Here is an 18,965-nt window from a genome sequence, read left to right as displayed (position 1 = left end):
TGTTTCCTCCATTCGGCGGTCCTAGGGTCGAGGGCGACCCACCACAGGGAGGAAAGAAGTTGTTGCGAGACTCCAGGACGGTTCGGATCGGCGCGGGGGTGCTGGCGGCGGCCGGGATGCTGACGGTGCTCGCGCCGGCGGCGAGTGCGGCGCCGGCGTCGTACGAGTGCGTGATCGCGAACAACGTGCGGTACCACGCGGCGCCGGACGTGAACAGCACGACGTACGGAGAGGTGAACGCGGGGCAGGGGTTCACGATCACGGACTGGACGACGGGGCCGCTGGACGGGCGGCTGTGGGATCGCGGGAATCTCTGGGGCGGCCGCTCGGGGGTGTACATCAGGGACGACTTCGTCGGGACCTGTCGCTGAGCCGAGGGCCTCTCCCGTTCGCATCGGGAGGGGCCATCACCCGGGTGAGGGTTGCCACCATGGGCCGACCGGTTTACTGTTACCTCAAGTAACAGGTACTCGGGAGGTCGGCGATGACGGAGCCCGACAAGCTGCTGCTGCAACCCCGTGACGTGCGGTTCGACTGGTCGGCGCTGCCGATGCACTGGGTGCCGAGGGAACCGTTCGCGACGCACGTGCTGAACGTGCTGCACCTGCTGCTCCCGGAAGGCGAGCGGTGGTTCTGCGAGGTGTTCCAGCAGGCCCTGCCGATGATCACGGACGACCGGCTGGCCGAGGATGTCAGGGGCTTCATCGGCCAGGAGGCGGTGCACGCGGAGGCCCACCAAGGGGTGCTGGACCACCTGCCGGCCAACGGCCTGGACCCGCAGCCGTTCGTGGACGAGGTGTCCTGGATCTTCAAGCGGATCCTCGGGGAGAGGCCGACGCTGACGGTGCGGGGCCGCCAGGAGTACCTGATCGAGCGGCTGGCCATGGTGGCGGCGATCGAGCACGTGACGGCGTTCCTTGGCGACTGGATCCTCAACTCGCCGGGGCTTGACCGGGCCGAGGCGAACCCGACGATGCTGGATCTGCTGCGCTGGCACGGGGCGGAAGAGGTGGAACACCGCTGCGTCGCCTTTGACGTGATGCGACACTTCGACGGGCGCTACCTGCGCCGAGCCCGGGCGATGGTGATCGCCGGCCCGACGCTGTGGATCATGTGGGTGAAGGGCGCGAAGTTCCTGCTGGCCAACGATCCGGAGCTGCCCCGCGGCACGAAGCCCCGGCTGCGGGACTATCGGCGGGCGGTCCGAAAAGGACTGATGCCGGGACCGTGGCGCACAGCGAAGTCGATGTCCCGCTACTTCAAGCCGAGCTACTACCCGACGCAGGAGGGCTCGACGGCCCAGGCGGTGGCCTACCTGGCCCAGTCACCGGCCGCCCAGGCAGCGCACTGATGCCGCACGACCCCTTCATCCGCGGCCTGACCAGGTTCACGGACCTCTATACAAGGTCGCTGCCGTACTGGGGCCGCAGCGGCAAACAGGTGCAAAGCCTCGAACGACCACTGAATCTCGTTGTCACCGAACGGAAACAGGTCGCAGACGATGTCGTGAGCATCAGGCTGGCCGGTGACGACCTGCCGGCCTGGCATCCCGGCGCGCACCTGGATCTGCACCTGCCGTCGGGACTGCGCCGGCAGTACTCGCTGTGCGGCGACCCGGGCGACCTCACGTACCGGATCGCGGCCAAGCTGATCGGCCCCGGCTCGGCCGAGGTGCACGAGCTACGCCCTGGCACCACGGTCACCGTGCACGGCCCGCGCAACGCCTTTCCCTTCGTGGCCCAGGGAAAGATGTTGTTCGTGGCCGGCGGCATCGGCATCACGCCGATCCTGCCGATGGTGAGGATGGCCAACCGGCTCGGCCTCGACTGGCGACTGGTCTACAAGGGACGGTCGCTGCCGTTCGAAGACGAGCTGCCACAAGGCAATCTCACCATCAACCCCGGCCGGGACGAGCTCCTCGAGCACGCCCCGGAAGGCGGCGCGGTCTACGTCTGCGGACCGGCGGGCATGCTGGACGCCGTCAAGAGAGGCTTCCGTGACTGCCCGGCAACGCGCCTGCACTATGAGCGGTTCGGCCCGCCGCCGATCGTCGACGGCAAGCCGTTCGAAGTCCAAATAGGACGGAACGGCCCGGTGCTCGACGTGCCGGCGGACCGGTCGGCGCTGGCCGTGCTGAGGGACTTCCGACCCGGCGTGCCCTACTCGTGCCAGCAAGGCTTCTGCGGCACCTGCCGGCAACGCACGGTCGACGGCAACGACATCCTGGTGTGCGTGGAGCGCACCGACGGCGAGCGCTTGGTGCTGGAGGAGCGATGAAGAGCAGGACAGTGGCCTCCGACGGCGTGCGGCTGGCCGTCTACGAGCACGGCGACCCGGCGAAGCCGACGGTACTGCTGGTGCACGGCTACCCCGACTCGCACCTGATGTGGCAGGACGTCACCGCCCGCCTGGTCGAGGACTTCCACGTGGTCAGCTACGACACCCGCGGCTCGGGCAAGACCACCAAACCGTCCACAATAGAGGGTTATCGCCTCCACCACCTCGGCAACGATCTGATGGCGGTGGCCGACGCGGTCAGCCCGGACCGGCCGGTGCACGTCGTCGCGCACGACTGGGGCTCGATCCAGGCCTGGGAGGCGGTCACCGAGCCGGCCAACGCCGACCGGATCGCCTCGTACACCTCGATCTCCGGGCCCTGCCTTGACCACGTGGCCCACGGGCTGCGCCGCCCCAGCCTGAAAAAGGCAAGGCAGCTGCTGCACTCCTGGTACATCGGCTTCTTCCACCTGCCGGTGCTGCCGACGCTGGCCTGGCGGCTGTGGCTGGGCCGCAACTGGGGCCGTCTGCTGAACGTGGTCGACGGCGTGCCGCGCCGGCCGGGGCATCCCGCGCCGACCGTCACCAAGGACGGCATCAACGGAATGTCCTTGTACAAAGCCAACTTCCGGCCGGTGATGCGCCAGCCACGGGAACGCCGCACGACCGTGCCGGTGCAGGTCATCCACCCCACGCGCGACCGGTACGTGACGGCGGCGCTGACCGAGAACCTCCAGCAGTGGGCCCCGAAACTGTGGCGCCGCACGGTTCCCGCCAGCCACTGGGTGCCGATCACGCATCCGGAGGTCGTCGCCCGTATGGCCACGGAGTTCATCCGGCACGTCGACGGCGCGGAAGCGGCACGAAGCCTGCGCCGGGCCGAGGTCGGCCGGCACCGGCCGCCGTTCGCCGACCAGCTGGTGGTGATCACCGGCGGCGGCAGCGGCATCGGCCGGGCCACCGCGCTGGCCTTCGCCAAGCAGGGCGCGGAAGTCGTGGTCTGCGACCTCAACCACGACACCGCGGCCGAGACCGTCGCGCTGGCCGGCGGGAAAGCCCATGCGTACCAGGTGAATGTGGCCGACGAGGGTGCCGTCGCCAAGTTCGCCGCCGATGTCGCCGCCGCGCACGGCGTCCCGGACGTGGTGGTCAACAACGCCGGCATCGGACATGCCGGCGCGCTGCTGGACGCCACCACCGAGGAGTGGCAGCGCGTGCTCGACGTCAACCTGTGGGGCGTCATCCACGGCTGCAAGGCGTTCGGCGAGCTGATGGTCGCCAACGGCGAGGGCGGCCACATCGTCAACGTCGCCTCGGCCGCCGCCTACCTGCCGTCCAAGATCCTCGGCATCTACTCGACGTCCAAGGCCGCCGTGTTCATGCTGTCCGACTGCCTGCGGGCCGAGCTGGCCCCGGCCGGCATCGGCGTGTCGACGATCTGCCCGGGCATCGTGAACACGAACATCGCCGGCACCACCACGTTCTCCGGACTCACCGCCGCCGAGCAGGCACAGCGGCAGGAAGCCAGCACGAAGGCGTACCGGCGGCGCAACTTCCCGCCGGAGCGGGTCGCCGCCGAGATCGTACGGGCCGTGCGGCAGCGGCGAGCCGTCGTGCCGGTGACCGTCGAGGCGAAGGCCGCGCGGGCGCTGAGCCGCCTGTCCCCGACCGTGTTGCGGAGGCTTGCCGCTAGGTTCTGACCCATGACTTCGCGCCCGTTCCAGGTCGTCTGCGAGATCGAGCCGCCGACCAAGCCCGATCTGATGCACGTACGACACCAGATCGGCACCCTGTCCAAGGTGGCCAACCGCTTCCTCATCCCGGACAACCACATCGGCCGGGCCACCGTGTCCAGTGTGGCCGTCGCGCACGAGGTGCAGGCCATGGGCGGGCGCAGCATCGCCTGCCTGAACTCGCGGGACCGCAACATGCTCGGCTTCCGCCGTGACCTGCTGACCGCGGCCGCGTACGGGGTCGAGGAGTTCCTGTTCGTCTACGGCGACAAGCCGGCCACCGGCAGCCGGACCGGGCAGCTCACGGTGCGGTCGATGATCGACGAGGTGCGGTCGCTGTCCGAGGACAAGGCGTTCGCCGGGGTCGCCCCGTTCCGGGTCGGCACGGCCGCCGGGCTGCGGCCGCTGCCGTCGTGGAAGCGGGCCGCCGACTTCATGTTCGTGCAGGTCAGCTTCTCGCTGGACGCCCTGCTGCGGTGGCGCGAGGCCAACCCCGTCGACATGCCGGTCTACGCCGGCGTGATGGTCATCGCCAGCGCCGACCACGCCCGCCGGCTGGCCTCCGCCATCCCCGACATCGACATCCCGGCCGACCTGGTCGACCGGCTCGAGGGCGACCGGATGGCCGGCGTCGAGTCGACGTGCGAGCAGGTGCTCAAGATCCGCGAGACCGGCGCGTTCGACGGCGTGCACCTCGTGCCGGTGGCCCGCTACCGCCAGGTCGCCGCGCGGCTGGAGGAGCTGCTCAAGTGATCTCGGCCTTCCTCTCCGCCGCCCGCACGGCCGGCGTGCTGCTCCGCTCCCCCGAACTCGCCGAGTCGTGGACCAAGCCGTCGGCGCTGGCCGAGTTCCGCGTCTCCGGGCTGGCCGGGCACCTCGCCGGGCAGGCCAACGTCACCCGCTTCCTCGACGTCCCCGTGCCCGCCGACGCCCCGGTGATGGACGCCGTCCACTACTACGCGCAGCACGGCGGCGAGGTCGATGTCCACTCCGAGAACAACACCCGCATCCGGGTGCTCGGCGAGGAGCAGGCCGGCCGGTCCGCCGCCGAGCTCGCCGACCGGTACGACGACACCGTGCGGACCGTCGCCGCTCGGCTCGAAGGCCTGGCCGGGGACCGGCTCGTGCTGATGTTCAACCGCTGGGTGCTGCCGCTCGACCAGTGCCTGACCACCCGGATCATCGAGCTCGTCGTGCACACCGACGACCTCGCCGTGAGCCTCGGCGTGCCCACGCCGGAGTTCGACCCGGACGTCGTCGATGCCGCCGTCACCACCCTGGCCCGCATCGCCGTCGCCAAGCGGGGCCAGCTGCCCGTGCTGCGGGCCCTGTCCCGGCGGGAACGCGCCGACCGGGTCGCCACCGCCTTCTGAAACCCGCGTGTCGATATCGGCGGGTGCCGTTCGACGCAGGGTTGAATGCAGGTACGGCCCAACCGAGGAGCACCCCATGCGCACCCTGATCACCACCGCGTTCGTCTCGCTGGACGGCGTCGTCGAGGCCCCGGGCGGCGAGGACGGCTACCGCAACGCGGGCTGGACGTTCCAGGGCATCGAGTTCGACCCCGCGGCCTACGAGCTCAAGGGCCGTGAGCAGGAGGAAGCCGCGGCGATGTTGCTCGGGCGGGTCAGCTACCAGGCGTTCGCGCCGGTGTGGCCGGGCATGACCGACGAGTTCCCGGGCTACAACGCGATGCCGAAGTACGTCGTGTCCACGACGCTGAAGGACCAGGACCTGGTCGACAACTGGGGCGACACGACCATCCTGCGGTCGCTGGACGACGTGGCCGCGCTCAAGGAGACCGACGGCGGCCCGGTGATCGTGCACGGCAGCGCGACGCTCAACCGCAACCTGTCCGACGCCGGCCTGATCGACCGCTACCACCTGCTGGTCTTCCCGGTTCTGCTCGGCGCGGGCAAGCGCCTGTTCAGCGCGACCGACAAGGACAAGCAGGGCCTCAAGCTGGTCGACAGCCAGTCCTACGGCAACGGCATCCAGAAGCTCATCTACGACGTGGTCCGCTGAGCCACATGCGCTTCCTATGTGTCATCTGGTGACACATAGGAAGCGCATGTGGCAGCACGGCGGGGTGTCAGGGGTGGTGTCAGGCCGGCGGCGGTTCGCTGTCAGCGGGGCCGGCGAAGGTGGTTTCCGTCAGCAGGGAACACCACTGGTCAGGAGCCCGAGATGCCCACCTTCGCCACCCCCGCCCCGATCACCACCGTCCTGGAGATCCCGGCCGGCCGCGTGCGGTTCGTCGCCGCCGACCGGGCCGACACGACGGTCGACGTGCAGCCGGCCGACGCCACCCGGCCCCGTGACGTCAAAGCCGCGCAGCAGACCACGGTGGAGTACGCCGACGGGGTCCTGCGCATCCACGCCGATGCCAAGGGTCAGTACTTCGGCCCGACCGGTTCCCTGGAGGTCACGGTGCATCTGCCGGCCGACTCCAGGGTGCGGGCCACGGCCGGCAGCGCCGAGCTGCACACCACGGGCCGCCTCGGCGAGGTCGACTTCGACGGCGCCTACAGCCAGATCCACATCGACGAGGCCGCCGGCCTGCGGCTGACCGCGGTGGACGGCGACGTGGCGGTCGGTCGGCTGGCCGGTCCGGCCGAGATCAGCACCGCACGCGGTGACATCCGGGTCGCCGAGGCGGTTGGCGGCACGGTGGTGCTGCGTACCCAGGCGGGCGGCATCTCGATCGGCGCCGCAGCCGGCGTGTCGGCGCGGCTGGACGCCGGCACCACCCTCGGCCGGATCAGCAACGCGCTGACCAACAACGGCACCGTCGAGCTCGACATCCACGCCACCACCAACCAGGGCGACATCGTCGCCCACAGCCTCTGAGACCGGGTCAGAAGTGGACGAGGACCCGGCCGTCGTTGGCCGGGTCGAACTCGAGGCGCCGGTAGAGCTTGCGGATCTGCGGCTGGTTCAGCATGGCCAGCACGCGCTTGCGGAGCTTGCCGGCGCCCTTGCCGTGGATGATCTCCACAACCTTGATCCGCTCCCGGGCCGCGCGGAAGACCGCGGTACGCACGGCGGCGTCGATGTCCCGGTCGCTGCGGAACACGGGATGCAGGTCGACGGTCAACATCTCCGGCATGGGCCAACCCTAGAGGGGCAGGCCCCTGGACGGGCAGGCACAGCCGCAGGTGCGCGCCGGCGGAACCGAAAAGCCACATGCGCTTCTCATGTGTCATCTGGTGACACATGAGAAGCGCATGTGGCGGTAAGAGGGGGTGTCAGAGCGGCAGGGTCATCACCGGCATCGGCGACTTCAGCGGCGCGCCGGTCGCGGTGAGCAGGCCGGTGCTTTTGTCCACGCGGTAGCTGGTGACGGTGGCCGAGTCCTGGTTGGACGAGAACAGGAACGAGCCGGTCGGGTCGAGGCCGATGTGCCGGGGGTTCTTGCCGACGGGCGTGTTGGCCAGCAACTTGAGCGATGCTCCGCTGTCGCCGACGGCGAAGACGGCCGCGTTGTCGGCGCCGCGGTTGGACAGGTACACGAACCGGCCGTCGGCCGAAATGATGATCTCGCCGGGGTAGTTGCGCACGCCGGCCTTGGGCGGGGCGGTCAGCGTGGTCTGCGGCTTGCCCGGGGTGAGCACGCCGGTGGCCGGGTCGTAGGCCGCCACGATCACCGAGTTGCCGAGCTCATTGGCGATGTAGACGTACCGGCCGTTGGGGTGGAACACCAGGTGCCGCGGGCCCTGCCCGGCCGGCACCTTGGCCTGGTGCACCAGCTTGAGCTTGCCGGCGCCGGACACCGTGTAGGCGTACACGGTGTCGGTGCCGAGGTCGACCGAGTGCACGTACGCGCCGGTGCAGTCCGGAAGCACCTGGTGCGCGTGGGGCCCCTCCTGCCGGTCCGGGTCGGGCCCGGAACCGGTGTGCTGGGCCAGATCCGTGGCCGCGCCGAGGCTGCCGTCGGACTTCACCGGCAGCACGACGACGCTGCCGGAGTCGTAGTTGGCCGCCAGCACGTGCTTGCCGTCCGGCGTGACGCACAGGTGCGTCGGGCCATCGCCCTTGCTGGACTGGCTGTTGAGGACCTTCAGGCCGCCGTTGGACACCGACAGCGCGGTGACCTTGCCGCCGGCCTGCTCGTCGACGGCGTAGAGGAAGCGCTGCGACGGGGCGAGCGCGAGGAACGACGGATTGGCCACGGTGACCACGGACTTGGCGGTGAGCTGGCCGCTGGCGGCGTCCCACGTGCCGACGCCGATGCCCTTGCCGGCCCCCGTGCCGTCGGTGTACGTGCCGATGAACAACGGCCGGGTCGCGGCGGCCGTGCTGTCGACCTGGCCGAACACCGGGCCGGCCTCGGCCACGCCACTGCTCATCAGAACCGCTCCTCCGACCCCGGCCCCGAGCACTCCCAGGAACCGCCGACGATCCAGATCAGGCACCACACGCCCCTTTCGGCGAAGCAACGGCGGCGTGCCGCCACTGTGGCCTAGACCATCGCCGGTCGGCAAGGCGTGCAACCGATGTTGCATATTGCGCAACACAGCCTGCATGCAACGAATCGCCGTCAGATTCTCGAACAGCGCAACAAACAGGTGTCAAACGCAACGTAGACCGGATGAAATCACCGCCAGGGGCCATCTAGCCTTACTACATGACCGCCACCATCGACACCCCCACCACGGCCGCCGGTTACGTCGACCTCGACGAGCGGTGGAGCACGCACAACTACCACCCGCTGCCGGTCGTCATCGCCGAGGGCGACGGCGCCTGGGTGACCGATGTCGACGGCAAGAGGTACCTGGACTTCCTGTCCGGCTACTCGGCCCTGAACTTCGGGCACCGGCACCCGGCGCTGGTCGCCGCGGCCGTCGAGCAGCTGTCCCGGGTCACGCTGACCAGCCGGGCCTTCCACCACGACCAGTTCGGCCTGTTCTGCCGCGAGCTGGCCGAGCTCACCGGCACCGACCTGGTGCTGCCGATGAACTCCGGCGCCGAGGCGGTCGAGTCGGCGATCAAGGTGGCCCGCAAGTGGGCGTACCAGGTCAAGGGCCTGCCGGCCGGCACCGCGCAGATCGTGGTGGCCGGCTCCAACTTCCACGGCCGCACCACCACCATCGTGTCGTTCTCCACCGACGACGTGGCCCGGGCCGACTTCGGCCCGTTCACCCCGGGCTTCACCGTGGTCAAGTACGGCGACCTGGACGCGATGCGCGACGCGATCACCGAGCACACCGCGGCCGTGCTGATCGAGCCGATCCAGGGCGAGGCCGGCGTGGTCGTGCCGCCCGCCGGCTACCTGGCCGGCATCCGCAAGCTGTGCGACGACAACAACGTGCTGATGATCGCCGACGAGATCCAGTCCGGCCTGGCCCGCACCGGCGAGCTGCTGGCGCTGGACCACGAGGGCGTGCGCGCCGACCTGTACACGCTGGGCAAGGCCCTGGGCGGCGGCATCATGCCGGTGTCGGCGGTGGTTGGCCGCGGCGACGTGCTGGGCGTGCTGCGTCCCGGCGAGCACGGCTCGACCTTCGGCGGCAACCCGCTGGCCTGCGCGGTCGGCCGCGCCGTGGTCAAGCTGCTGGCCACCGGCGAGTTCCAGCAGCGCTCCCGCGAGCTCGGCGGCTATCTGCACGGGCGGCTGGGCGAGCTGATCGGCCGCGGTGTGGCCGAGGTCCGCGGGCGTGGCCTGTGGGCCGGCGTGGAGATCGCGCCCGGCGGCCCGGCCGGCCGGGTGGCGTCGGAGGCGCTGGCCCAGCGGGGCGTGCTGTGCAAGGAAACGCACGACACCACGCTGCGCATCGCCCCGCCGCTGGTCATCACCCGCGAGGAGATCGACCGCGGCGTGGACGCGATCGCCAACGTTATAGGTAGGTAAAATGCCGTACCGCATGTGACCCACGTCATGAGACGTTGACCGCATGGACACGGCGTCAATCGCGCGGCTGGGCATCGACGACCTGGCCGCGTGTCTGGATCTCGCCGCCGACCGGCGGTGGCCGCGCGCCCGACGGAAGTGGTCGTTCCTGCTCACCGTCGGCGAAGGCTTCGGCCTGCGCGAACAACAGGACCTTGCCGGCTCGGTGATCCTGAGCCGGTTCGGTCCGCGGCTGGCCTGGATCGGCATGATGCTGGTGGCCAGCCGGTGGAACCGCCGGGGGCTGGGCCGACTGCTGATGCGGCACGCGATGGACACCGCCCGGGCCGACACCGTCGCGCTGCACGCCACCGCCGAGGGCGTGCCGCTGTACGAGAAACTCGGCTTCCGCGTGACCGGTCCCGTGCACACCCACCGCGGCCGCTTCGCCTGCTCCCGTCCCGGCACCGGTCGAACCCGGCCGTTCACCTACGCCGACCTCGACGCCGTACGGGCGCTCGACGCCGAGGTGACCGGCGTGGACCGGGGTGAGCTGCTGACCGGATACCTCCGCTTCGCCGGGCACATGCGGGTGCTGGAGAGCGCCGGCGTGATCACCGGCTACGCCGGCTCGTGGCGGGACGGCGACCTGGTGGTGATCGGCCCCGTGCTGGCCGCCGACCTGTCCGACGCGGCCGACCTGATCGCCGCCGTGGCGTCCACTGTGGACGGTGACGTGCGACTGGACACCGAGCACCCCGAGTTGGCCGAGTGGGCCACCGCGCACGGCATCACGCCGTGGTTCGAGACCACGTGCATGGTGCACGGCCAGGATCTGCCCGGCGACCGGTCGCGGCTGTTCACACCTGTGATGCAGGCGTTGGGATAAGAGTTAATTCTTGTCTAAAACAAAGTAACGGTGTTGTCTCGCGCCATGCGCACCCGAGTGCTGTTGACCCTCGCCGTCGCGGCCGCCGCGACGGTCCTGCCAGCGACAAGCGTGGCCGCCACAGCCGCCAACCCCACGACCGTGCACGAGTGGCTGACCACGCCCGGCGTCGAAACCCCGACGGATGTTCAGCTTCCGCTCAACGACACCGTGACCAAGACGCCCGTGACCGTGCACGTGGACCCGAACGTGAGATACCAGCAGGTGTCCGGCTTCGGCGCGGCCATCACCGACTCCTCGGCGCACGTGCTCTACGGCCTCACGCCGGAGAACCGGGATACGGTCATGCGCAACCTGTTCGACCCGAAAACGGGCGCGGGCATCAACTTCCTGCGGCAGCCGATCGGGGCCTCGGACTTCGCCGTCGGCCAGGACTACAGCTACGACGACCTGCCGGCCGGCCAGACCGACTATCAGATGCGGCAGTTCTCCATCGCCCACGACCAGGAGCAGATCCTGCCGCTGCTGCGCCAGGCGCTCAAGCTCAACCCGCACATCCAGGTCGTGGCCAGCCCGTGGAGCATGCCGGGCTGGATGAAGACCGGCGGCTCGATGATCGACGGCAAGCTGATCGACGACCCGAAGATCTACCGGGCCTATGCCCTGTACCTCGTCAAGTTCGTCCAGGCCTACCAGCGGGCCGGCGTGCCGGTGGACTACATCACCGTGCAGAACGAGCCGCAGGCGTTGGAGCGCAAGAACTATCCCGGCACCGACCTGAACTGGGAGCAGGAGGCCAAGGTCATCGAGGCGCTCGGCCCGGCCATCCGCAACGCCGGTCTGCACACCAAGATCCTGGCCTTCGACCACAACTGGTCCGAGCACCCCGGCGACATCTCCTCGCACCAGCGCGCCAACGAGGACCCGGAGCCCAACTACCCGTACGACCTGCTGGCCACCGACGCCTACCGCTGGATCGCCGGCACCGCCTACCACTGCTACTACGGCGACCCGACCGCGCAGACCGGGCTCAAGGCAGCGTTTCCCGGCAAGGACATCTTCATGACCGAGTGCGAGGGCGGCGACTCCTCCACGCTCATCGGCGTGATGCAGAACTGGGGCCGCAGCTCCATCGACTGGAACATCGCGCTGGACGAGAACCACGGGCCGCACCTGGGCGGTTGCGGCAGCTGCAACGGCACCATCACGGTCAACTCGGCGACCAAGGCCGTGACCTACAACGACCAGTACCGCGACATCGAGCACTTCTCCAAGTTCGTGCCGACCGGCGCCACGCACATCGCCAGCACCGTCGACACCACCTCGCGGGCGGGCGCGCCGCTGACCACCGTCGCCTTCACCAACCCGGACCGGTCCACGTCACTGGTGGCCCTCAACACCGGCACCACCACGCAGACCTTCACCGTCGTCTACGGCACCCACTCCTTCACCGCCACCCTCCCCGCCGGCGCCGCCGTCACCTACCACTGGCCCCAGATCCACTGATTCACGCTTGGAAGGGGGCCTTCCTCCACTCGGAGTGGAGGAAGGCCCCTTCCAAGCGTCGAATGGTCAGCGTTCGGTGATCTCGGGTGGGGAGGGGATCTTGTAGCCGGTGCCGCCGAAGTTGTGCTGGAGCGAGGAGTTCCAGGCGCCGGTGCTGATCATCTTGGTGATGGCGTCGTCGATCTTGGACACCGAGGCGGTGTCGCCCTTGCGCACGCCGACGCCGTAGCGCTCCTGCGTGAAGGTCTTGCCCACCACGCGAAGCAGCTCCGGGTTCTGCGAGGCGTAGCCGGCCAGGATGAGGTCGTCGGTGGTGACGGCATCGACGATGCGGGCCAGCAGCGCGGTGATGCATTCGGAGAAGTGCGCGTACTCCACCAGCTTCGTCTGCTGCGCGAACTTGTCCTTGACCTCCTGGGCCGAGGTGGTGCCGGCGACCGAGCACAGCCGCTTGCCGTTGAGCGACTCCGGCCCGGTGATCGAGTCGCCGTCGTTGAGCCGCACCAGCAGGTCCTGCCCGGCCACGAAGTACGGGCCGGCGAAGGAGATCACCTTCTTGCGCTTGTCGGTGATGGAGTACGTCTCCACCACCATGTCGGCCGATCCGTTCTCCAGCACGGTCTCCCGGTCGGCGCTGACCGTCGACCGCCAGGTGATGCCGGACGGGTCGACGCCCAGTTCCTTGGCCACGAACTGGGCCACGTCGATGTCGAACCCGGTGTAGTCCCCGTTGAGCCCCTTGAGGCTGCTGCCCGGCTGGTCCTCGGCGATGGCGATGGTCAGATGCCCCGTCGAGGCCTTGCCGATCACGGTGTCGCTGCTGCCGCCGCCGCTGCCGCAGGCGGTCGCGACCAGCGCGGCCGCCAACAGGACGGACACTCGACGGGTGGCGGTCCACGCCTTGGTCACGATCGTCCACCAAACAGTCGTCACGTCGTCAGGGATCAGGCGAACCTAGGGGGTCGCACCACGGGACGTCCAGACCATGAGTGTGAACAATTCTTTCCTGACCGATTCTTGTGAACGAAAGTCACCTGGCCCGAGCCACTCGGCCCTCATCCCACACGGGTTCCGGTACTTCGTGAACTATTCCGGTGGAACCGAACAGCAGGAACCGGTCAAACGACTTGGAGAACCAGCGATCGTGGGTCACCGCGACCACGGTTCCGGTGAACTCCTCCAGCGCGTCCTGCAACGCCTCGGCCGAGGTGAGGTCGAGGTTGTCGGTCGGCTCGTCCAGCAACAGCAGGGTGGCGCCGGACAGTTCCAGCAGCAGGATCTGGAAGCGCGCCTGCTGCCCGCCCGACAGCGTCTCGAACCGCTGGTCACCGCTGGCCGCGAGGCCGTACCGGCTCAGCACCGACATGGCCGCGCCGCGCTCCAGCCCCTTGCGGCCGTTTTCCCCGTGCCACAACACATCCACCAGCGTGCGGCCGATCCACTCGGGATGTTCATGGGTCTGCGCGAACAATCCCGGCACGACGCGAGCGCCCAGCCGGCACGAGCCGGTGTGCGCGACCTCCTGACTTCCTTTAGCACCTTGGTCCAACAGCCGCAGGAAGTGGCTCTTGCCGGAACCGTTGGAGCCCAACACCGCCACCCGGTCGCCGAAGAACACCTCGAGATCGAACGGCTTCATCAGGCCGGTCAGCTCCAGCCGCTCGCACGTGATCGCGCGGACGCCGGTGCGCGAACCGCGCAGCCGCGGCTTGACCTCGTGCGTCACCGGCCGCTCGGGCGGGCGCGGGCTCTCCTCGTACTTGCGCAGCCGGGTCTGCATGGCCCGGTAGCGCGACGCCATGTCCGGGCTGATCGCGGCCTGCTGCCGCAGTTCGCGTACGAGATCGATGAGCCGCTGATGCTCCTCGTCCCAACGCTTGTGCAGCTCGGCGACACGCGTCCAGCGCGCGGTCCGGGCCTCGTGCCAGGTGCCGAAACCGCCGCCGTGCACCCAGGTCGTGTGGGCCTCCAGCGCGACGATGTGCGTGGCCGCGTTGGCCAGCAGCTCGCGGTCGTGGCTGACCAGCAGCACGGCCTTGTTGGTCTCGCGCAGCCGTTCCTCCAGCCAGCGCTTGCCCGGCACGTCGAGGTAGTTGTCCGGCTCGTCGAGCATCAGCACCTGGTCGCTGCCGCGCAGCAACGCCTCCAGCACGAGCCGTTTCTGCTCGCCGCCGGACATCGTGCGCACGCCGCGGAACCGGGCCCGGTCGTAGGGGATGCCCAGCGCGGCCACGGTGACCACGTCCCACAGCACCTCGAGGTCGTAACCGCCGAGCTCACCCCACGTGGCCAGCGCGTCGGCGTAGCGCATCTGGGTCGGCTCGTCGTCGACCTCCATCAGCAGCAGCTCGACCTCGTCGAGCTCGTTGGCCGCGGCCCGCAGCGCCGGCGTGGCCACGGCGAGCAGCAGGTCGCGGACGGTCGACTCGTCCCGCACCGACCCGATGAACTGCGGCATCACGCCCAGTCCGCCCTGCACGACCACACCGCCGTCGGCCGGCGTCAGCTCGCCGGACAGGATGCGCAGCAGCGTGGTCTTGCCGGCGCCGTTCTCCCCGACGATCGCGGCCACCTGGCCCTGCGACACCCGGAAGGTGACGTCACTGAACAGCTGCCGGCCGTCGGAGAGCTGATACGCGAGCCCGCCGGCCTCGAGGAACCCCATGGGGGACATCGTGACCTAGCGGGCCCGATAACGCGTAATCAGTTACTTGCCGGGGTCGAGCACCAGCTTGCCGACGGTCTTGCGGGAACGGATGTCGATGTGCGCCTGGGCCACGTCGGTCAGCGCGTAGTCGCCGCCGAGCAGCGGCTTGAGCTTGTTGGTGGCGACCAGGCCGAACAGCTCGTTCATGGCGTCGCTCATCATGCCCGGCCGGCGGAAGCAGTCCTGGAGCCAGAAGCCGATGACCGACTTGGAGTGCGCCATCAGCTTGTTCGGGGCCACCGGGGAGCCGGTGGTGCGGGAGGCCGCGCCGTAGGCGACGAGGCGGCCGAAGGAGTCCAGCGCGCTCAGCGAGGCGTCGAAGACACCGGCGCCGGTCATCTCCAGCACGATGTCCACGCGCTTGCCGCCGTTGGCCTCGATCAGGCGCTCGGCCAGCGTGTCGGCCGGGTCGGCGTCGATCGCCACGTCGGCGCCGAGGTCGACGGCCAAGCCCTTTTGCCGTCCGAAGAGGCAGTTCCGATGACGCGGCCGGCGCCCCACAGCTTGGCCAGCTGCACGGCCAGCGTGCCGACGCCGCCAGCGGCGGAGATCACCACGACGGACTCGCCGACCTGCATGTGCGACGAGGTGCGCAGCAGGTGCCAGGCGGTCGTGCCCTGCACGATCAGCGCCAGCGCCGCCGCGTCGGAGACGCCGTCCGGTACCTCGAAGGCCAGGCTCTCATGGGTGAGGGCGTACTCGGCGTAGCCGCCGCCGGCGCTCAGCGCCACCACGCGGCGGCCGTCCTCGGTGTGGCCGACGATCTCGCCACCCGGGATGAACGGCAGCTTCTGCTGCGACAGGTAGGAGTTCTCGGCCTGGTGGGTGTCGGCGTAGTTGATGCCGGCCCGATCCACCTTGACCAGCAGCTGCCCCTCGGCCGGCACCGGCTTCGGCAGCTCCACCACCTTGAGGACCTCGGGCCCACCGAACTCGCTCACCTGCACCGCACGCACCGTCTGACTCCTTCGTCGCCGTTCCGTACAGCGTACGGTACAGTGTACGGCATGGAGACGAAAGCCCGGACGCGGGTGCCCCGCAACACACTGAGCGCGGAGCTCGTCGTCGCCGCCGCGCTGGCCCTGCTCGACCAGGTCGGCGTCGAGGCGTTCAGCCTGCGCGCGCTGGCCAAGGAGCTCGGGGTCGCGCCGATGACGCTGTACACCTACTTTCGGGGCAAGGACGAGCTGCTCGACGCGGTGCGCGACCACGCGTTGGGGGCGGCCGCGCTGACCACCGCGTACGGCGGCTGGCAGCACCAGGTCCGCACGATCTGCCGGCGGTTGCGCGGCCAGATCCTCGAGCACCCGTGCCTGACGTCCCTGCTTCAGCAGCGCCCGCTGGCCGGGCACGAGTCCGCCGAGTCGGCCGAGTCGCTGCTGCGGGCGCTGGCCGAGGCCGGTTTCAGCGCCGAGAACGCCGCCCGCGCGTACACCACGCTGCTCGGCTTCGTCGTCGGCGTCACCACGCTGGAAGTGCGCCTGCTGGAGGAGAACTCCGATCCCGAGCGGCGCGAGAAGGTGCGGCAGATAATGACCGGCCTGCCGGCCGAGCGGTATCCCACGCTCGTCCAGCACACGGCCGCACTGCGCCAGACCGTCGGCGGCGACACCCAGTTCGAGTTCGGACTGGACCTGATGATCGCCGGCATGGAGCAGCGGCTGATACTGAGCCCATGAAGGAAGTTGTGTCGTGAACAAGGTTGAGCTGCCGGAGGGCGCGACGCTGCCGCCGCGGCACCCCGACGCGCCCGCGCCCGGCGTCGAGCTGCCCGTGCACTACTCGCAGTGCTTCGCCTGCGGCGACATCGAGAGCGGGCTGCACATGCGGGCCCGGGCCGGCGAGGGGCTGACCGTGCACGGCCGGTTCCACGTCACCGAGCACCACCAGGGCGCGCCCGGCCTGGCCCACGGTGGCCTGCTGGCCTGCGCGTTCGACGAGGTGCTCGGCATGCTGGGCATGCTCACCCACATCCCGGCCGTCACCGGCCGGCTCGAGACCGACTTCCGCCGGCCCGTGCCGGTCGGCTCCGTGCTGCACATCCAGGCCCAGGTGGACGGCCGCCTCGGCCGCAAGATCTACACCAGCGCCGTCGGCCGGCTCAACGCCGAGGACGGGCCGGTGGCGCTGACCGCGCAGGGCCTGTTCATCGAGGTCGGGCTGGAGCACTTCAGCAAGCACGGCCGCGGCATCGAGGGCCGCGACTTCGAGGTCAACCCCGACGCCTGCCTCACGGCTGAGGGCGATCAGCCGGGACACCGCCCGCAGGTACTTCTTGCGGTAGCCGCCGTGCAGCATCTCGTCGGTGAACAGCTCCGACAGCGGCAGCCCGGACACGGCCACCGGCACGGCGCGGTCGTACAGGCGGTCGGCAAAGGCCACGAGCCTCAAGGCGACGTCCTGGTCCGGGGCGGCGTGGACGTTGCGCAGGTGCACGGCGGTCACGTCCGACACCAGCCGGCCGTAGCGGGACGGGTGCAGCTTGGCCAGATGCGCGCACAGGGCATCGAAGTCGTCGAGGGTGGCGCCGGGAGTGGCCTCGGCGCTGGCGACCAGCTGCTCGTCGGTCATCGGCTCCGGCGCGTCGGGCAGGCCGCGGTGCCGGTAGTCGGGGCCGTCAACTCGTACGACGTCGAACCGGGCCGACACGCTGCGGATCTCGCGCAGGAAGTCGTCGGCCGCGAACCGGCCCTCGCCCAGCTTCTCCGGCAGCGTGTTCGAGGTGGCCGCGACGAAGGTGCCGGCTTCGGTCAGCTCCTGGAGCAGGCGCGTGACCAGGGTCGTGTCGCCCGGGTCGTCCAGCTCGAACTCGTCGATGGCCAGCAGCCGGTGCTCCGACAGGCGCTTGACCGCCTCGACGAAGCCGAGCGCCCCGACCAGGTGCGTGAGCTCGACGAACGTGCCGTACGCCTTCGGACCGGGGACCTCGTGCCACAGCGAGGCCAGCAGGTGCGTCTTGCCGACGCCGAAGCCGCCGTCCAGGTACAGGCCTCGCTTGGCCGTCGGCTCCTTGGCCGCGAACAGGCTCTTCACCCAGGACTTCGACCGGTTGTCCCTGGTCACGCGGGCCGCGAACGCCTGGCCCTTCAGCACGGCCTCGGCCTGGCTGGGCTCGTCCGGGTTCGGAATGTAGGTGGCGAAGCCGACCTCGGAGAAGCGCGGCGGCGGCACCATCGCCGCGACGATCTCGTCCCCGCTGATCGTGGGATGACGGTCGATCAGGCGCGGGGTGGTCATGTGCGAATCGTAGTGTCGTGTTGGGATTGACCCGTGCGCATGCTCCTGCCCCAGGCCCGTGACATCGACGACACCGAGCTCGAGCGGCTCTACGACTATCCGTCCTCGCTGACGCGGCCGTGGGTGCAGGTGAACTTCGTCTCCAGCCCCGACGGCGCCGTCACCGTCGGCGGCAAGTCGCACGGCCTGTCCGGGCCGGCCGACAAGAAGGTCTTCATGCTCGGCCGCACCCTGGCCGACGTGGTGCTGGTCGGGGCCGGCACCGCCGCCATCGAGGGCTACGCCGGCGTGAAGTCCGGCGAGGTGCGGGCGGCCGTCCGGGCCCGGCTCGGGCTCAGCCCCGTGCCACCCATTGCCGTGGTCACCCGGCGGGCCACCGTCGCCCCCGACTCGGCGCTGATCACCGAGACCGTCGCCCCGACCATCGTCCTCACCTGCGCTGCCGCCCCGTCCTCCCGTCTGCGGGAGTTGTCCGACGCCGGTGCCGATGTCGTCGTGACCGGTGACGACGACGTGGACCTGTCGGTGGCGCTGGCCGAGCTCGACAAGCGGGGCCTGCGCCGGGTCAGCTGCGAGGGCGGGCCGCACCTGTTCGGTGGGCTCATCGAGGCCGGTCTGGTCGACCAGCTCTGCCTCACCGTCTCACCGCTGCTGGCCGGCGGCGACGCCAGCCGCATCGCCGTCGGGCCGCAGCCGGCGTCGCCCCGCGAGCTGGACCTGGAATCCGTGCTCACCGACGACAGCTTCCTCATGCTCCGCTACCGCGCCCGCCGCTAATCTCCCCCG

The 18,965-nt window shown here is 69.9% G+C and carries 19 protein-coding genes and 2 pseudogenes; 14 read left to right on the top strand and 7 right to left on the bottom strand.

Going from position 1 to position 18,965, the window contains the following annotated elements; genetic code table 11:
* Positions 1 to 62 precede the first annotated feature (62 nt).
* From M3Q35_RS46835 to M3Q35_RS46800, 8 genes are all read left to right on the top strand, one after another.
* The gene (locus M3Q35_RS46835; protein ID WP_273939090.1) at positions 63 to 371 is read left to right on the top strand and encodes a hypothetical protein; all 309 of its coding nucleotides are present in this window, start codon (positions 63 to 65) and stop codon (positions 369 to 371) included.
* 113 nt (positions 372 to 484) lie between these two features.
* The gene (locus M3Q35_RS46830) at positions 485 to 1,351 is read left to right on the top strand and encodes a metal-dependent hydrolase (RefSeq protein WP_273939089.1); all 867 of its coding nucleotides are present in this window, start codon (positions 485 to 487) and stop codon (positions 1,349 to 1,351) included.
* Positions 1,351 to 2,277: a PDR/VanB family oxidoreductase gene (locus tag M3Q35_RS46825; RefSeq protein WP_273939088.1), complete on the top strand. Its 927-nt coding sequence runs from the start codon at positions 1,351 to 1,353 to the stop codon at positions 2,275 to 2,277. The genes M3Q35_RS46830 and M3Q35_RS46825 overlap by 1 nt, the downstream gene beginning before the upstream one ends.
* Positions 2,274 to 3,977 (top strand): SDR family oxidoreductase, encoded by a 1,704-nt coding sequence (locus M3Q35_RS46820; RefSeq protein ID WP_273939087.1) that lies wholly within the window; start codon positions 2,274 to 2,276, stop codon positions 3,975 to 3,977. The genes M3Q35_RS46825 and M3Q35_RS46820 overlap by 4 nt, the downstream gene beginning before the upstream one ends.
* A 3-nt stretch (positions 3,978 to 3,980) precedes the next feature.
* Positions 3,981 to 4,763, top strand: coding sequence for a methylenetetrahydrofolate reductase (locus M3Q35_RS46815; RefSeq protein WP_273939086.1), 783 nt, complete (start codon positions 3,981 to 3,983; stop codon positions 4,761 to 4,763).
* Complete coding sequence (locus M3Q35_RS46810; RefSeq protein ID WP_273939085.1) at positions 4,760 to 5,383, top strand: maleylpyruvate isomerase N-terminal domain-containing protein; 624 nt, start codon at positions 4,760 to 4,762, stop codon at positions 5,381 to 5,383. The genes M3Q35_RS46815 and M3Q35_RS46810 overlap by 4 nt, the downstream gene beginning before the upstream one ends.
* A gap of 76 nt (positions 5,384 to 5,459) precedes the next feature.
* Positions 5,460 to 6,035 (top strand): dihydrofolate reductase family protein, encoded by a 576-nt coding sequence (locus M3Q35_RS46805; protein WP_273939084.1) that lies wholly within the window; start codon positions 5,460 to 5,462, stop codon positions 6,033 to 6,035.
* 162 nt (positions 6,036 to 6,197) lie between these two features.
* Positions 6,198 to 6,860 (top strand): DUF4097 family beta strand repeat-containing protein, encoded by a 663-nt coding sequence (locus M3Q35_RS46800; RefSeq protein WP_273939083.1) that lies wholly within the window; start codon positions 6,198 to 6,200, stop codon positions 6,858 to 6,860.
* A 7-nt stretch (positions 6,861 to 6,867) separates the two neighbouring features.
* On the opposite strand, the gene M3Q35_RS46795 is transcribed toward M3Q35_RS46800, so the two are convergent.
* A complete protein-coding gene (locus M3Q35_RS46795) occupies positions 6,868 to 7,119 on the bottom strand; it encodes a Smr/MutS family protein (RefSeq protein ID WP_273939082.1) in 252 nt (83 codons plus the stop codon).
* Between the two features lie 139 nt (positions 7,120 to 7,258).
* Entirely contained in the window at positions 7,259 to 8,359 is a 1,101-nt protein-coding gene (locus M3Q35_RS46790) for a lactonase family protein (protein ID WP_273939081.1), read from the bottom strand.
* Between the two features lie 278 nt (positions 8,360 to 8,637).
* On the opposite strand from M3Q35_RS46790, the gene rocD reads away from it, so the two are divergent.
* From rocD to M3Q35_RS46775, 3 genes are read left to right on the top strand one after another with little or no spacing between them, the layout of a single operon-like run.
* Entirely contained in the window at positions 8,638 to 9,861 is a 1,224-nt protein-coding gene (gene rocD, locus M3Q35_RS46785; RefSeq protein ID WP_273939080.1) for an ornithine--oxo-acid transaminase, read from the top strand.
* Positions 9,862 to 9,904: 43 nt separating this feature from the next.
* On the top strand, positions 9,905 to 10,729 hold the full coding sequence (locus M3Q35_RS46780; RefSeq protein WP_273939079.1) for a GNAT family N-acetyltransferase: 825 nt from the start codon (positions 9,905 to 9,907) through the stop codon (positions 10,727 to 10,729).
* A 45-nt stretch (positions 10,730 to 10,774) separates the two neighbouring features.
* A complete protein-coding gene (locus M3Q35_RS46775) occupies positions 10,775 to 12,235 on the top strand; it encodes a glycoside hydrolase family 30 protein (RefSeq protein ID WP_273939078.1) in 1,461 nt (486 codons plus the stop codon).
* Positions 12,236 to 12,301: 66 nt separating this feature from the next.
* Here the strand turns inward: M3Q35_RS46775 and M3Q35_RS46770 are convergent, their stop codons facing one another.
* The 4 genes from M3Q35_RS46770 to M3Q35_RS48710 form a co-directional block, all read right to left on the bottom strand.
* Positions 12,302 to 13,168 carry a glutamate ABC transporter substrate-binding protein gene (locus M3Q35_RS46770; RefSeq protein ID WP_379793743.1) on the bottom strand — a complete coding sequence of 289 codons (867 nt, stop codon included), beginning with the start codon at positions 13,166 to 13,168 and terminating at the stop codon, positions 12,302 to 12,304.
* A gap of 97 nt (positions 13,169 to 13,265) precedes the next feature.
* Positions 13,266 to 14,900, bottom strand: a complete 1,635-nt coding sequence (locus tag M3Q35_RS46765) for an ABC-F family ATP-binding cassette domain-containing protein (RefSeq protein WP_273939077.1) — start codon at positions 14,898 to 14,900, stop codon at positions 13,266 to 13,268.
* A gap of 42 nt (positions 14,901 to 14,942) precedes the next feature.
* Positions 14,943 to 15,368, bottom strand: coding sequence for a zinc-binding dehydrogenase (locus M3Q35_RS48715; RefSeq protein ID WP_337960542.1), 426 nt, complete (start codon positions 15,366 to 15,368; stop codon positions 14,943 to 14,945).
* Complete coding sequence (locus M3Q35_RS48710) at positions 15,323 to 15,898, bottom strand: quinone oxidoreductase family protein (RefSeq protein WP_337960541.1); 576 nt, start codon at positions 15,896 to 15,898, stop codon at positions 15,323 to 15,325. The genes M3Q35_RS48715 and M3Q35_RS48710 overlap by 46 nt, the downstream gene beginning before the upstream one ends.
* A 51-nt stretch (positions 15,899 to 15,949) precedes the next feature.
* Here M3Q35_RS48710 and M3Q35_RS46755 point away from each other — a divergent pair, with 51 nt between their 5' ends.
* Positions 15,950 to 16,621, top strand: a complete 672-nt coding sequence (locus M3Q35_RS46755) for a TetR/AcrR family transcriptional regulator (RefSeq protein ID WP_273939076.1) — start codon at positions 15,950 to 15,952, stop codon at positions 16,619 to 16,621.
* 13 nt (positions 16,622 to 16,634) lie between these two features.
* Positions 16,635 to 17,126, top strand: a pseudogene (locus tag M3Q35_RS46750) (PaaI family thioesterase); the annotation flags it as partial.
* A gap of 42 nt (positions 17,127 to 17,168) precedes the next feature.
* Here M3Q35_RS46750 and zapE read toward each other — a convergent pair.
* Positions 17,169 to 18,179, bottom strand: a pseudogene (gene zapE / locus M3Q35_RS46745) (cell division protein ZapE); the annotation flags it as partial.
* 39 nt (positions 18,180 to 18,218) lie between these two features.
* Between zapE and M3Q35_RS46740 the strand changes: the two are divergent.
* Positions 18,219 to 18,956, top strand: a complete 738-nt coding sequence (locus M3Q35_RS46740; protein WP_273944730.1) for a pyrimidine reductase family protein — start codon at positions 18,219 to 18,221, stop codon at positions 18,954 to 18,956.
* Positions 18,957 to 18,965 lie beyond the last annotated feature (9 nt).

This window comes from Kutzneria chonburiensis, assembly GCF_028622115.1.
Taxonomy (GTDB): domain Bacteria; phylum Actinomycetota; class Actinomycetes; order Mycobacteriales; family Pseudonocardiaceae; genus Kutzneria; species Kutzneria chonburiensis.
Note: the sequence above shows the minus strand (reverse complement) of the source record. Positions and strands in the feature narration are given on the sequence as shown.

Bases quoted from the DNA above. Each gene is read 5' to 3' on its own strand.
- M3Q35_RS46830 (WP_273939089.1), top strand. From the start codon at position 485: ATGACGGAGCCCGACAAGCTGCTGCTGCAACCCCGTGACGTGCGGTTC.
- M3Q35_RS46825 (WP_273939088.1), top strand. From the start codon at position 1,351: ATGCCGCACGACCCCTTCATCCGCGGCCTGACCAGGTTCACGGACCTC.
- M3Q35_RS46820 (WP_273939087.1), top strand. From the start codon at position 2,274: ATGAAGAGCAGGACAGTGGCCTCCGACGGCGTGCGGCTGGCCGTCTAC.
- M3Q35_RS46815 (WP_273939086.1), top strand. From the start codon at position 3,981: ATGACTTCGCGCCCGTTCCAGGTCGTCTGCGAGATCGAGCCGCCGACC.
- M3Q35_RS46805 (WP_273939084.1), top strand. From the start codon at position 5,460: ATGCGCACCCTGATCACCACCGCGTTCGTCTCGCTGGACGGCGTCGTC.
- M3Q35_RS46800 (WP_273939083.1), top strand. From the start codon at position 6,198: ATGCCCACCTTCGCCACCCCCGCCCCGATCACCACCGTCCTGGAGATC.
- M3Q35_RS46795 (WP_273939082.1), bottom strand. From the start codon at position 7,119: ATGCCGGAGATGTTGACCGTCGACCTGCATCCCGTGTTCCGCAGCGAC.
- M3Q35_RS46790 (WP_273939081.1), bottom strand. From the start codon at position 8,359: ATGAGCAGTGGCGTGGCCGAGGCCGGCCCGGTGTTCGGCCAGGTCGAC.
- rocD (WP_273939080.1), top strand. From the start codon at position 8,638: ATGACCGCCACCATCGACACCCCCACCACGGCCGCCGGTTACGTCGAC.
- M3Q35_RS46780 (WP_273939079.1), top strand. From the start codon at position 9,905: ATGGACACGGCGTCAATCGCGCGGCTGGGCATCGACGACCTGGCCGCG.
- M3Q35_RS46775 (WP_273939078.1), top strand. From the start codon at position 10,775: ATGCGCACCCGAGTGCTGTTGACCCTCGCCGTCGCGGCCGCCGCGACG.
- M3Q35_RS46765 (WP_273939077.1), bottom strand. From the start codon at position 14,900: ATGGGGTTCCTCGAGGCCGGCGGGCTCGCGTATCAGCTCTCCGACGGC.
- M3Q35_RS46755 (WP_273939076.1), top strand. From the start codon at position 15,950: ATGGAGACGAAAGCCCGGACGCGGGTGCCCCGCAACACACTGAGCGCG.
- M3Q35_RS46740 (WP_273944730.1), top strand. From the start codon at position 18,219: ATGCTCCTGCCCCAGGCCCGTGACATCGACGACACCGAGCTCGAGCGG.